This window comes from Novosphingobium sp. 9U, from assembly GCF_902506425.1.
Classification (GTDB): domain Bacteria; phylum Pseudomonadota; class Alphaproteobacteria; order Sphingomonadales; family Sphingomonadaceae; genus Novosphingobium.
Map to the genome: position 1 here is coordinate 18492 of NZ_LR732527.1, position 12782 is coordinate 31273.

At 62.3% G+C, this 12782-nt stretch carries 10 protein-coding genes; 5 read left to right on the forward strand and 5 right to left on the reverse strand.

Annotation, left to right across the window (positions count from 1 at the left end; translation table 11 throughout):
• Positions 1-31: 31 nt before the first annotated feature.
• The 3 genes from GV044_RS20450 to GV044_RS20460 all read right to left on the reverse strand — a co-directional run bounded on the left by GV044_RS20450 (position 32) and on the right by GV044_RS20460 (position 4035).
• Positions 32-2167 carry a TonB-dependent receptor gene (locus GV044_RS20450; protein WP_159874321.1) on the reverse strand — a complete coding sequence of 712 codons (2136 nt, stop codon included), beginning with the start codon at positions 2165-2167 and terminating at the stop codon, positions 32-34.
• 247 nt (positions 2168-2414) lie between these two features.
• Positions 2415-3182, reverse strand: coding sequence for an SDR family oxidoreductase (locus tag GV044_RS20455; RefSeq protein WP_201299183.1), 768 nt, complete (start codon positions 3180-3182; stop codon positions 2415-2417).
• Between the two features lie 376 nt (positions 3183-3558).
• The gene (locus GV044_RS20460; protein ID WP_236555144.1) at positions 3559-4035 is read right to left on the reverse strand and encodes an Lrp/AsnC family transcriptional regulator; all 477 of its coding nucleotides are present in this window, start codon (positions 4033-4035) and stop codon (positions 3559-3561) included.
• Between the two features lie 279 nt (positions 4036-4314).
• Between GV044_RS20460 and GV044_RS20465 the strand changes: the two genes are divergently transcribed.
• The 5 genes from GV044_RS20465 (at position 4315) to GV044_RS20485 (ending at position 11165) form a co-directional block, all read left to right on the forward strand.
• The gene (locus GV044_RS20465; RefSeq protein WP_159874323.1) at positions 4315-6816 is read left to right on the forward strand and encodes a TonB-dependent siderophore receptor; all 2502 of its coding nucleotides are present in this window, start codon (positions 4315-4317) and stop codon (positions 6814-6816) included.
• A 22-nt stretch (positions 6817-6838) separates the two neighbouring features.
• Positions 6839-8101, forward strand: coding sequence for an FAD-binding oxidoreductase (locus tag GV044_RS20470; RefSeq protein WP_159874324.1), 1263 nt, complete (start codon positions 6839-6841; stop codon positions 8099-8101).
• Positions 8098-8625 carry a hypothetical protein gene (locus tag GV044_RS20475; RefSeq protein WP_159874325.1) on the forward strand — a complete coding sequence of 176 codons (528 nt, stop codon included), beginning with the start codon at positions 8098-8100 and terminating at the stop codon, positions 8623-8625. Before GV044_RS20470 ends, GV044_RS20475 begins: the two co-directional genes overlap by 4 nt.
• Positions 8618-9862 carry an FAD-binding oxidoreductase gene (locus GV044_RS20480; protein ID WP_159874326.1) on the forward strand — a complete coding sequence of 415 codons (1245 nt, stop codon included), beginning with the start codon at positions 8618-8620 and terminating at the stop codon, positions 9860-9862. The genes GV044_RS20475 and GV044_RS20480 overlap by 8 nt, the downstream gene beginning before the upstream one ends.
• Before the next feature lie 67 nt (positions 9863-9929).
• Positions 9930-11165 (forward strand): D-amino acid dehydrogenase, encoded by a 1236-nt coding sequence (locus GV044_RS20485; RefSeq protein ID WP_159874327.1) that lies wholly within the window; start codon positions 9930-9932, stop codon positions 11163-11165.
• Between the two features lie 687 nt (positions 11166-11852).
• On the opposite strand, the gene GV044_RS20490 is transcribed toward GV044_RS20485, so the two are convergent.
• Entirely contained in the window at positions 11853-12185 is a 333-nt protein-coding gene (locus GV044_RS20490; RefSeq protein WP_159874328.1) for a hypothetical protein, read from the reverse strand.
• Positions 12186-12463: 278 nt separating this feature from the next.
• Positions 12464-12782 (reverse strand): transposase (locus GV044_RS20495; protein ID WP_159874329.1); only part of this gene is annotated, 319 nt, incomplete at its 5' end.

The following is a 12782-nucleotide window of genomic DNA, read 5'->3' on the forward strand; positions in this document are numbered from 1 at the left end:
GGTGGAGGTGTCGCCGCGCTCCCTCGCCGGATTACCAGCGGAAGGTCGCGCGGACACCATAGGTACGCGGGGGCGCGTACTGGCTGCGGATGGCGCCATAGAGTCCGCTCTGTGCCGCCTCGGTCAGCACGACGCTGTTCTCGAGATTGCGCACATAGCCTTGGATCGACAGGTTCGTGTCGTCCGGCACGTACTCGAGGCTGAGATCGGTGCGGGTGTAAGCGTCCTGGCGTTCGGTCGAGCGGTTGAAGTAGCTCATCCACTGCTCGGACCGATACTGCGTCTGGGCTCGGGCGGTGAACTCGCCGCCCAGCGCCGCGAAGCTTTGCTGGATGCCGGCATTAATCGACCACTTGGGCGACTGGACCAGGAAGTTGCCGCCGTAGTTGGCCGTGCAGACGCCAGCTGCGGTCTTGTTGGTGCAGAAGTCGCGATACTTCGCATCGAGGTAGGTGACGGAGAAGTCGATGCGGCTACCGGTGAACAGCGCCGCGACGGTCTCCGCCTCGATACCCTTGATGCGCGACTTGCCGGCGTTGACGACAATGGTGTCGGCACCGACCACCTGGGAGACCTGCTGGTCCTTGTAGTCATACAGGAAAGCACTGAGGTTGAGCTGCAGCTTGTCGTCCAGGAAGCGGTTCTTGGAACCGATCTCGTAAGCGACCAGCGTCTCGGGATCGTAGTCACCCAGCCCGAAGTTGTTGAAGCCTCCGGATTTGTAGCCGCTGTCGACCTTGGCATAGAGCAGGTTCTCGGGGCTCAGCGTATAATCGATGCCGCCGTGCCAGGTCACCTTGGTCCAGGACGCGCGCGTATCGTCGGTCGCGTAAGTGCGCTCGGCGATTCCGTCCGAGACGTCCTGCGTCAGGCTGCCGACATAGCTGTAGCCCTGACGGATCTTGGTATCCTTGGTGTAGCGGATACCGCCCGAGACGCGCAGGTTGTCGAGCACGTCGTAGGAGACCTGACCGAAGGCTGCCTTCGAGCGGGTCGTCACGTCGTAGTGGTATTCGCGCAGGTTGACCGGCGCACCGCTTATATCATTATCGAAGTAGTTGGCGAGCTTCAGGTCCTCATTGAAATAGTAGAGGCCGAACTGCCAGATGAATCCGGACTTGTTGTTCGAGGCGACCCGAAGCTCCTGGCTGACGTCCTCCGACTTTTCGTCGCGAGTGTAGATGAAAAACTTGTCGGCCTGGCCATCATTGTCCCACCGATGGAACAGATCCTGCTTCATGTAACCGGAGATGTAGCTGACAGTCGCAAAGTCCAGATCGTAGTCAGCGCGGCCGAGCAGGCGCAGGTTGGTGGTATCGAAGCGCCCCTTGGTGTTCAGGTCCCAGTGTGTCGCGTCATACGCATCGTCCTTGGGAACGGTCGTGATCACACCATTAACGGTGGTCAGCTTGACGCCGTCATAGACCGCGCCCGATCCGCCCAGATGCATGTAGTCGGCGCTGAGCAGGACCTTGAGCCGGTCGGTCGGGGTGAGCAGGAACGAAAGGCGCCCACCCTTGACGTTGGTGCTGTCACCGCGGCCCACCGCGCCGTTGTCGCGAAAGCCGTCGTTGTAGCGCGAGACTGCCGAGGCGCGCATCGCGATGCCTGCGGTGATCGGCAGGTTGATCGCCGCATCGGCGTTGATGGTCTTGTAGTTGCCGGCGTCGAACGAGACATAGCCTTCCAGCTCATCCGTCGGCTTCTTGGTGATGATGTTGACTGCACCGCCGGTGGCGTTGCGGCCGTAAAGCGTACCTTGCGGGCCGCGCAGCACTTCGATGCGCTCCAGGTCGTAGAAGCTGGCATTGATGCCGGTCGGGCGTTGCAGGTACTGGTCGTCGATGCTCACCGCGATGGCGCTGTCACCGATCTCGGTGAAGTCACGGCTGGCGACGCCGCGGATCGACAAGAATGCAGCGCCCGAGCTGGCGCCGATGTTGAGGCTGGGCGATACCGTGGTCAGCCCCGAGACATCGTTAATGCCGTTCTTCTTGAGCTGGTCGGGCGTGAATACCTGCAGTGCAGTAGCGGTCTTCTGCGAATCTTCCGCGCGCTTCGTCGCAGTGACGACGATCTCGCCGAGGCCCTCATCCTCGGCTGCCGGCGCCTGCGCGTCCTGTGCGAGAACCACCTGGGGAAGCGCGGCAGCCGCAACTGCCAACATCGAACTCATGAACGCACTACGAAACTGCATCGAAAGATTTCCTACCCTGACTACATGCCCCGGTACGTTCGTATGTCAACCGAGGTTTGTATAATGATCAAAACGCGAATTTCGCTCGGTGTCAATCGGTTTTGTGACACCCATTATCCAAGGCCGTGAAACCGTTCCTGATGTGCGTTCTCAGAGCAACAGCGACAGCCGGCCAGGTGCGATGCTGGCCGGCGTGGAAACTCGGTACTGAAGGCCTTCAGGCGGAGATGAAGCCGCCGTTGATAGGGAGGATCTGCCCGGAAACGAATGCGCTGGCGTCACTGAGCAGGAACACTGCCGCGCCGACCGTGTCTTGCGGAACTTGAGGGCGTTGTATCGCGGCGCCGCTCACATAGAGTTGCTTGCGCTCCTCGGGCACATAGTCGGTCGCTGGCACCCGCACGAGACCTGGCGCCAAGGCGTTGACGGTTATGTTGTCCTGGCCAAGCTCGCGCGACAGCGACCGAGTCATGCTGATGACCGCCCCCTTGCTGGCCACATAGTGCAGAAGTCTTGGTGCGCCCCAAAGGGCGGTGTCCGAAGCGACATTGAGGACACGGCCGCCCTTCGCTGATTCGCGCAACATCGGGGCGAAAGCTTTGGTCATCAGCCAGGTCCCACGCACGTTGATGCGCATCACCAGATCCCACTGGTCGAGATCGATATCTTCGAAGGTCTTGCCCCCAATTCCAGTGGCGAGCGCCGCATTGTTGAGCAGGCCATCGACGCTGCCGAAGCGGTCCGCGACCGCGGTGGCAAGCGTCGAAACCGCCACGGGATCGGCGATGTCGACGGCAAAGCCCTCGGCCTCACAACCACCCTGGCGCAATTCCTGCGCCACGATGTCCGCCTGCGCGCCGTTTATGTCGGCTAAGGCAAGGCGCGCGCCGGCAGTGGCGCACGCACGCGCAAACTCGGCACCAAGTCCGCGTGCGGCGCCACTCACTACGATCGTTCGATCGGAAAGACCAATCACCAGAGTCACCTCTATGTTCTTATTTCAACTGCGTGTTTGATATGCAAGCTATCTTCGCTTAGCAAGCGAACGCCTGATAAAGCGCGCGAATGCACGGTCGCAGCCGGCGCAAACCGCTTGGCGCAGTGCTGAGATTGCTGGACCAATCACGCCTTAGTACCGATCTTAGCGGAGTTGGCCGTGCGAGCGGACCGCCCCGCCGAGACCCACTTCCGGCCACTCGGACCGCCCTTTTCCCGTCCCAACTTCGGTCACTCGTTCACCCTAGTTGCCAACGGGAGTGTCGACCTCCCGACGCTGCGCAGGAACCAATGCAAGCCTTTGTGTCGATTCACTATGGCGCAACACCGCGATGTGACCGGTAGACCTAATTAGTCGGTGCGGCTTAATCGAGGCGGTCGAATGCCGCTGGCGGCACTAGCCGTGCCGCCACTTGCCGCATCACGAAGCTACTGCGAATTCGCGCTACATGAGGTAGCGTGGATAGCTCCTTGCGATAGACCGCGTCGTAGGCCTCAAACGTCGGCACATGCACCATCATGATGAAGTCGGTCTCGCCTGAAACAAAGCTGCAGAACGACATCGAAGGGCAACCCAGCACGGCTTCCTCGAAGTCCATCAGCACCTGCTCGGCTTGCGACGTTAGCTCGATATGCACGATGACTGTCATCGAAAGACCCAAGACTTGGGCGTTCATGAAAGCGGTATAACTTTTGATCACGCCTGCCTCTTCTAGCTGGCGCCGCCGCCGCGCCACGGCCGTGCTCGACAAATGCAAGCGCTCTCCAAGGGCCGTGTCGCTGATCCGACCATCCTCGACGAGCGCCTTTATGATTCGGTAGTCCATGCGGTCGAGCGGCACTGCGCCGGATTTCGACGAAATCATTGAGTTTTGCATGGAAAGTCACTCTTTCATTCGATTTGTCGGCTGCAGTTTGCTGAGATTTGATTTTGCGCATCGGTTACATTGAAATGCAACAGAGGAATGCGGCGTACCGCAGCATTCCCAATCTGATGGGGAGGCACGGCAACGATTTCATCTTGATGGGGGCGAACGATGAAGTATTCAAAGATCAGGCTTTTAACCGCGACGGCGTTCTCACTAGGCGCTTGGACGCAGGGTTCGCACGCTCAGGAGACCTTGCCGCAGACAACCGATCTGGACAACCAGATCGTCGTCACGGGCAGTCGGGGTAAGCCGCGAACCGTAGCGGACTCCGCCGTTCCTATCGACGTCATCCCGCAGGCAGAGATCGAGGCTATCTCGTTCACCGACACACAAGACGTGATTAAAACGCTGGTCCCGTCCTACGCCGTGGGTCGCAACCCGAACTCAGACGGCGGCACTTTCGTGCGTCCTGCTACGCTTCGAGGCCTTCCAGGCGATAAGACGCTGCTGCTGGTGAACTCAAAACGACGTCACAAGTCGGCAGTGATGACCACGGGCGGCGCGGGCTCACAGGCTGCAGACGCCGCCACGATACCGTCGCTCGCACTCAAGTCCGTCGAAGTGCTGCGAGACGGCGCGGCTGCCCAATATGGCTCTGACGCAATCGCGGGCGTTATCAACTTTCTTCTGAAAGATGCAGATCACGGCGGTTCGCTTGTCGTGCAGGGTGGCCAATATTACAAGGGAGATGGCGAGGACCTGATGGTCTCCGGTAACGTTGGCATGAAGCTGACCAGCAGCGGGTTCCTGAACGCCACGGTCGAATACACCAGGAATGCGCGTACTACCCGGTCCAATCAGTTCTGCAACGTGTCCTTCTGCGTCGTGCCGTATGCCGCCGCCAATCCCAGCTACGCCGCGTTGATCGACATAGATGACCCGGTGCAGCGTTGGGGACAACCCAAGGGTCAAGCGATCCGCGGTTTCGTGAATGCCGGCATCGACCTTGACGACGGATCGCGCATCTACGCCTTCGGCAACTACTCACGCTCGAAGTCGACGGGCGACTTCCACTATCGGTATCCCGCCGCCGGGCAGGTGGTGAATGACAATCCCATTCGGCTGCAGGATGGCTCGGTCTTCCGCTTCAATCAGCTCTTCCCAGCAGGGTTCACGCCGCAATTCTCGGGCAAGGTGACCGACCTCAGCGTGGCGGGTGGCTACCGCGGCGAACTGGGCGGCAGCGATGGCCTCAGCTTCGACCTGTCCGGCCGCTACGGCAAGAGCCGCATCGACTACTCGCTCAGCAACACCGTCAACGCATCGATCGGCCCTGACTCGCCCAGGAAGTTCTCGCCTGGGTCGCTGGTGTCCGACGAACTCTCCGCCAACGCGGATTTCTCCTATGCGCCGGAGACCAGCTTTCTGGCCGAGCAGCTGACGCTCAGCTTCGGCGGCGAGTTCCGGCGAGAAGGCTACAAGATCATAGCGGGCGACCCCGCCTCCTATGCCGCCGGGCAGTTCGCAAAGCAGGATCCGTTCGACTTCTGCACCGACACGCACACCCTGCGCGCGAGCGCGCCGCAGAATGCCGGCATCAACTGCGCCAATTACCTCAGCAGCACCGCCGACGGATTTGCAGGGCTCGATCCTGCATACAACGTGCTGGCCGTCGGCTCGAATGGCTTCCCGGGCTTGTCCCCCACCGCTGCGGGCAGCTTCCACCGCAACAGCTATTCCTTTTACGGTGAGGCATCGACAGACATCGTAAAGGGCTGGTTCGTCGACGGCGCCGTGCGGTACGAACACTTCGCAGACTTCGGATCGACCGCGAATGTGAAGGCGGCAACCCGTATCGAGGTTGCCGATGGTGTCGCTCTGCGCGGTTCGATCGGCACTGGATTCCGCGCGCCGACGCCCGGACAGCTGTATTACACCAGCGTTTCCGTCCGCAACGTGGACGGGAATATCACGCAAGCCGGACTGTTCCCAGCGACCAACCCGGTCTCCGAATACCTCGGCGCCACGCCGCTGAAGCCGGAGAAGTCCACCAACTTCTCGGCCGGCTTCACCCTCAGCGTCCTGCAAGGCTTCTCACTGACCGCCGATGCCTACCTGATCAAGATCCGTGACCAGGTCTACTCGACGTCCGCGATCACGGTGACGCCCGCGATCCGCGACCGCATGATCGCCGCCGGAGTGGTGGGCGCCGAAAGCATTTCCAGCGTCAACTTCTTCCAGAACGCATTCGACTCCACCACCAAGGGGTTCGACGTGGTTGGTACCTACAAGCAGAAGTGGGGCAATGGTCAGTCCACCTCGCTGACGGCCAGCTTCAACCTCAACCGCTATAAGATCGACGATCTGAAGATCCCCAACCTGTTCAACAGCGTGTCGGTGTTCAACTTCGAGAAATTTCAGCCCCGCTGGCGTAGCGTAATCAGCCTGGTTCACGAGATCGGGCCGTTTGAGGCGCTCGTCCGCGGCAACCTGTACGGCCCGTACAAGGCGCAGATCAACACCGCGCCCGCCTTCCCGATCCAGAGCTTCGGCACAGAGGCGCTGATCGACGTGGAGGTGAGCTACACCTTTGCAGAGAAGCTGCGGCTCTCGGTGGGCGCGCGCAACGTGTTCGACAACTATCCGGACCGCGACAAGATCGGACAAGCCGTCAACGGCGCGATCTACCGTTCGGACTCCGTCGTCGATTGGCAGGGCGGCTTCTACTACGCCCGCGCCGGTTTCTCGTTCTGATCTCCGGGGGAAGGTACAGCACATGGTGGATATGGACAGACGAGCCGCGCTGACGGCTCTGGGCACTGCGGCAGCCGCGACCGCCATTGCGCAAACGGCGCAGGCGGCCACGCGCAAGGCTCCCGCGATCGGAAGGAACCTTCCGGACATCGCGGTGGTCGGGGCCGGCGCCTTCGGGGCCTGGACGGCGCTGTGCCTGCGCGAGCGGGGCGCAAAGGTCACGCTGATCGACAGCTACGGCGCGGGCAACGCCCGTCAGACTTCGGGTGACGAGACCCGCCAGATCCGTGCCGCCTATGGCGACCGCGAGATCTACACGCGCTGGGCGATGAAGGCCTTCACCCGCTGGCATGAGCGGCAGGATGAGTTCAAGCGCCGCCTGATCTATGCCAACGGTGTCGTCACGCCGCACCAAAAGCCGGAGTCGGTCAAGGCCCAGCTTGCGCTCTTCGACAAGCTGAAGATCCCCTACGAGATGCTGACTGGCGACGAACTCGCCAAACGCTGGCCGCAGGGGCGCTATGATGACATCGATGTCGCCATGTTCGAGCCGCGCGCGGGCACGGTGAAGGCGCGAGAGTCCATCATCGCCGCATCCGAGGTGTTCCGCCAGAAGGGCGGCACCGTGAAGCTCGGCATGGCCAAGCCGGGGGCCTCGACCGGCGGCCGCATTACGGACCTCGCTCTGGCAAGCGGTGAGCGCCTGAGCACAGGCATGGCGATCTTTGCTTGCGGTCCATGGCTGCCGACGCTGTTCCCCACGTTCATGGACGGCTTCATCTCTCGCCGCCGCAACGAGGTGTTCTACATCGGCTCTCCGCCGGGTGACGACCGCTACCACGTCGAGCGCTTCCCCAATATGTACCACGGCGATGGCATGGCGGGCGCCGGATACTCGCTGAGCGATGTCGACTACGGCTTCAAGGTGGCACCGTCGGCCGGCGCGAGCATCCCGATGGACCCGGACAGCGGTGAGCGGATCGCCTCCAACTTCGTCCTCGATTACGCGCTTGAGTTCGTGAAAATGCGCGTGCCCGGCCTTGTCGGGCAGCCGGTGGTGGCAAGCCGCGTCTGCACCATCGAGAGCTCCGACAACGGCCACTACATCATCGACACGCACCCCGAGTTCCAGAACGTGTGGATCGCTGGCGGCGGCTCGGGCCACGCTTTTAAGATGGGGCCGCAGACCGGCGAGTACCTGGCAGACCGGGTCCTCGACATCACCGATCCCGCGGAGGAGAAGGCGCTGTTCTCGCTCGCCTCACACGGGAGGGCCCGGGCTTGAGCGCGCGCGGAACCCTCGTCCGCGTCCTGTGCATGGTCGCGGCTTTCACCTCTACCAACGCGGCCCGAGCGGCCTGCGCCGACGATCCGGATTACCGCCAGATGGACTTCCTGGTCGGCAGCTGGGACGTCTCCAGCCATGGCGAGAAGACCGCCGAAGTCACCTGGTCCCGCGAGTTGGGCGGATGCGGGCTCCACGAAGTATGGAGAGCCGCGCCGGGCCGCAGCGGTATGGGCATGATGAGCTACACCCCCCTGCGCGACAGCCTTACCTACTACTGGGTGTCCGAAACCGGCGCGAACAACGTCTATTCTCAGGCCGAAGCGAGGCCCAACGACCTGACTTTTCTGATCGAGACAAGGCACCCGTCCGGCACGGGCAAGCGCGCACGCCGCTTCCGCCTGGCGCTGCAGCAGGACGGCACGGTGCTTGAGGACTCGCGCTTCAGCGACAACGGCGCTCCCTACCAACCCGAATTCCAGCTGGTGTGGACGCGCAAACAGGAGACCACGACGCATGACTGACCAAGTCGATCGGCGCAGCCTGATCAAGGGCATGGGCCTGGCCGGCGCCACCGTGGCGATCGCCTCGACGGCGCGCGCCAAGGCGCCTGCAATCGGCCGCAACCTTCCAGATGTCGTGGTCGTCGGCGCCGGAGCGTTCGGGGGCTGGACCGCGCTGGAGCTGCGCGAACGCGGCGCCAAGGTCACCCTGGTAGATCTCTATGGCCCCGGCAACCCGCGCGCCTCGTCAGGCGACGAGAGTCGCCTGATCCGCGCTTCATACGGCGAGCGCGAGATCTACTCGCGGATGGCGGTCAGAGCCTCGCAGCTGTGGCACCAGCGGCAGGAGGAATTCGGCCGCAGCATGATCTATATCAACGGCAGCCTGCGCCAACTCAAACCCGAGGCGGTGGCAGCGCAGGAAGTGATCTTCAAGAAGCTTGGCCTGCCCTACGAACTGCTCGGCCCCGACGAGATCAAGTACCGCTGGCCGCAGCTCAACTACGACGATGTCCCGCAGCTGTTCTTCGAGGAGAAGTCCGGCATCGTTAAAGCGCGCGAGAGCATGATCGGCGTGTCCGAGATGTTCCAGAAGAAGGGCGGCAAGATCCGCATCGGCCACGCCAAGCCCGGCACCGCCGGCAGCGGCTCGCTACGCGACGTGGCGGTGGACGGACAAGCTCTGGCCGCCGGGCGCTTCGTCTTTGCATGCGGGCCGTGGCTGCCAAAGCTGCTACCCTCGCTACTCGGAGACAAGATCCTCACCCCGAGGCGTGAAATGTTCTATGTCGGCATCCCGCCCGACGACCGTCGGTACCGCTGGGAGCATTGTCCCAACCTGAGCGATGCCGACACCTACACCGCGGCGGATGTCGACTATGGCATCAAGGTCGCGGGCAAGATGCCGAACATGAAGGTCGACCCCGATACGCAGGACCGGCTCGTCTCCGCTTTCCAGGGCGAAGCCGTCGAGCGCTATGTCGCCAAGCGTATGCCCGGGCTGAAGGGACAGCCGATCGTCGCCTCGCGGGTGTGCCAGACCGAGTATAGCGACAATGGCCACTACATCATCGACACGCACCCGGAGTACGCCAACGTGCTGATCGCCGGTGGTGGGTCCGGGCACGCCTTCAAGATGGGGCCGGCACTCGGTGAGTACGTCGCCGGTCGGGTTCTTGGTGATACGGGTGACCCGCAGGCGGCGGCGCTCTTCGCGATCGGCGCGCACGGTCCGGCGAACGGCTCGCCAGCAGAGTAAACTTCCGCCATTGAGCCCGCCGAGCCTTGTGCCGGCGGGCTGATCGGCGCCCCGAAAGACACAACACATGGCCAGCATCCTTGTGATCGGCGCCGGCATCACCGGCGTGACCACCGCGTACGCGCTGCTCGAACGGGGCCACACCGTGATCATCGTCGATCGGCTTCGCTATCCGGCCATGGAGACCTCCTTCGCCAATGGCGGGCAACTCTCCGCTAGCAATGCAGAAGTCTGGAACAGCTGGGGGACAGTCGCCAAGGGCCTCAGGTGGATGCTGCGCGCGAACGCCCCGCTCCTGTTCAACCCCAGGCCTAGCTGGCACAAGTACAGCTGGATGGCCGAGTTCTGCGGCCACATCCTCAACCATCGCCGCCACACGATCGAGACGACGCAGCTCGCGATCGCCGCGCGCGAGCACTTGTTCCGCACTGCGGAGCGCGAAGGTATCGAGTTTGACTTGGAGCGTCGCGGTATCCTCCACTTGTACCACAATCGCGCCGCCTTCGATCAGGCGGCGGCCGGCAATGCCTTGCTCCGCGAAGGCGGGCTTGAACGATACGCGGTGACGAGCGAGGAGATCGCCGCGATCGAGCCGACACTCCACGGTCCTTTCAGCGGCGGCTACTTCACCCCGTCTGACTCGACGGGCGACATCCACAAGTTCACCCGCGGACTGGCGGCTGCCTGCGAGCGCCGCGGAGCGCGGATTGTCATCGATGCTCAGGTGGAGGACGTCGAGCCCGGCAACGGGCATGTGACGACAAAGATCGTGGCTGCTTCGATCGACAGCGAAGCCATTGTGACCGATGCCGTCGTGGTTTGCGCCGGAGTGGCGAGCCGCACGATAGCGGCCCGCTTGGGCGACCGCATCAACATCTATCCGGTCAAGGGCTACTCGGTTACCGTCTGCCTCGACGATTCCCAAAGCCAGGCAAGCGCGCCCACCGTCAGCTTGCTAGACGAGGACGCCAAGATTGTTACCAGCCGCCTCGGCCGGAACCGCTTTCGCATTGCCGGCACGGCCGAGTTCAACGGCATGAACAAGGACATACGTGCCGACCGCATTGCGCCGCTTACGCGCTGGTGTGAGCGCCTGTTCCCTAACGTTTCCACTTCATCGGTCATACCGTGGACGGGCCTGCGACCCATGACCCCGACGATGTTGCCGCATGTGTGCCGCGGCCGTCGGAACGGAGTTTTCTACAACACCGGCCATGGTCATCTTGGCTGGACCCTCTCTGCGGCTACAGCCGAACTCGTCGCCGAGCAAGTCGAGCATCATTTCAGAGTGCGCGCTTCGTAACACTCGAGCCCATAACCCTTCTCTAGGGTTGCCATAGTCGGCTATGGCTCACCCCTTTGCAGCTCTTCGCTGCCCAGAACCGCTCCCTGAAAAGCCAGCAGTCCGTGTGTGGGCGCCGATCGGGTCATCTGGATGGAGGCTACGGATTAATCAGCGGCCGTCTGCGAGCGATCCTGATCTGCAGCAAGCTGCCGGGCGGAAAGCCCTGGGGGATGCCAAACTTGAAGTGGCGTCGTCGGCGGGAGGCTCGCGTCGTGAAGAATGAGCGCGAAACCCTGCCGGGGAACTTAGCCGGTCGCCATGAGGAGCTTCGGCGGCCCTGCCTTGATGATCAAGCTGTTGCCGGGCCCTCGCCCGGTCTGAATCGCCAGATCGACAAGCATCGATCGCATCGCCTGCTCCATGTAAAGATCCGGAGTGATTATGTCCGCTTGCCAGTGCCGCGACAACCATCGTGAGTGTTCGAGGCCGGCGGTAAGACCGCCTTGGAGCGGAGCAAGGGATCGCCGCCCCTACCTGCAACGGCTCAGAGCAGACTCGGAGGCCGCCGTTCAGAGCACTCTAGCCGCTTCCCAACATCGGCATTCATTGATCGCTCTCAAGGCGTCGGCTTCGCAGCCTCAGATTTGGACCGGCCGACTAGCAGGCATCGCTGACTTCCGTTCGATGCGGCAATCTCGACCGTTCTTACCAGTCAGTCAGGATCTGCCCATCGACGTCCGCGATCGCGCCCGCCATACGCTTGGCATCCTCGGCGACCTGATCGTCGTCAAGTTCGCGGCGTAACCAACGCAGCTCGTGGAGCTTGCCGTTGTTGTCCAGTTCGCCGCAGCCGACCCGTTTGCCAAAGTCGAGTAGCGCACAGTTCGCGCCGGGAACGTGCCGCCGAACGATTTGCTGTACCTGATCAACAACGTGCTCGCCGGATCCTGCAATTTGCGTCATATTGCCCGCGCCATAATCGTCCTGATAACACGCGCATTCTCGCGCGCGAAGTCGCCCCGATTCGGTTCGACCCATATACGGTCGTTCAGCGGCCCTCGGGCGCTTCCACAAGCTGCCACTCGTCGTCTAATAGCGGCGTTTGCAAGAGGGCTTTGGAGATGCCGTTGCTGGGAGCATGGTCGTCTTCGCGGTCGGCATGTGCCGCCGCATGATGGAGCTTCGCGGGTGATCCTTCCAAGGTTCATCACGCACTGATGGGCTCAAAGCCTTGTGCAACGAACGGCGCGGAATGGATCAGCCTACGTCCCGGCAGGACGTCTCGTGGCGCCTTGCGACGCTGACGAGCTGGGTAGTCAGGCGGCTGCAGATTTCTCCTTGAAGGGTTCGCCGGTGACCAAGATGCTGTGCATGATTACAGCTAGCTTGCGGGCGACGGCGACCGCAGCACGCTTGAAGCCTAAGCGCTCTCTCAGCTGCAGCCCCCACCTGCGTAAGTCGCATTCGGATTTGGTGCGAGTGAGCAGCACCGTCGCGGCTTCGTAGAGCAATCCGCGCAGATGGCTGTCCCCACGTCTTGAGATGTGACCGTCGTAGTCGATCTCGCCTGATTGGTAGCGTCTGGTCGTCAGCCCGACGAACGCTCCGACTGACCTTGAATGTTTGAAGTTCGTC

Bases quoted from the DNA above. Each gene is read 5' to 3' on its own strand.
- GV044_RS20480 (WP_159874326.1), top strand. From the start codon at position 8,618: ATGACTGACCAAGTCGATCGGCGCAGCCTGATCAAGGGCATGGGCCTG.
- GV044_RS20450 (WP_159874321.1), bottom strand. From the start codon at position 2,167: ATGTTGGCAGTTGCGGCTGCCGCGCTTCCCCAGGTGGTTCTCGCACAG.
- GV044_RS20485 (WP_159874327.1), top strand. From the start codon at position 9,930: ATGGCCAGCATCCTTGTGATCGGCGCCGGCATCACCGGCGTGACCACC.
- GV044_RS20490 (WP_159874328.1), bottom strand. From the start codon at position 12,185: ATGGGTCGAACCGAATCGGGGCGACTTCGCGCGCGAGAATGCGCGTGT.
- GV044_RS20470 (WP_159874324.1), top strand. From the start codon at position 6,839: ATGGTGGATATGGACAGACGAGCCGCGCTGACGGCTCTGGGCACTGCG.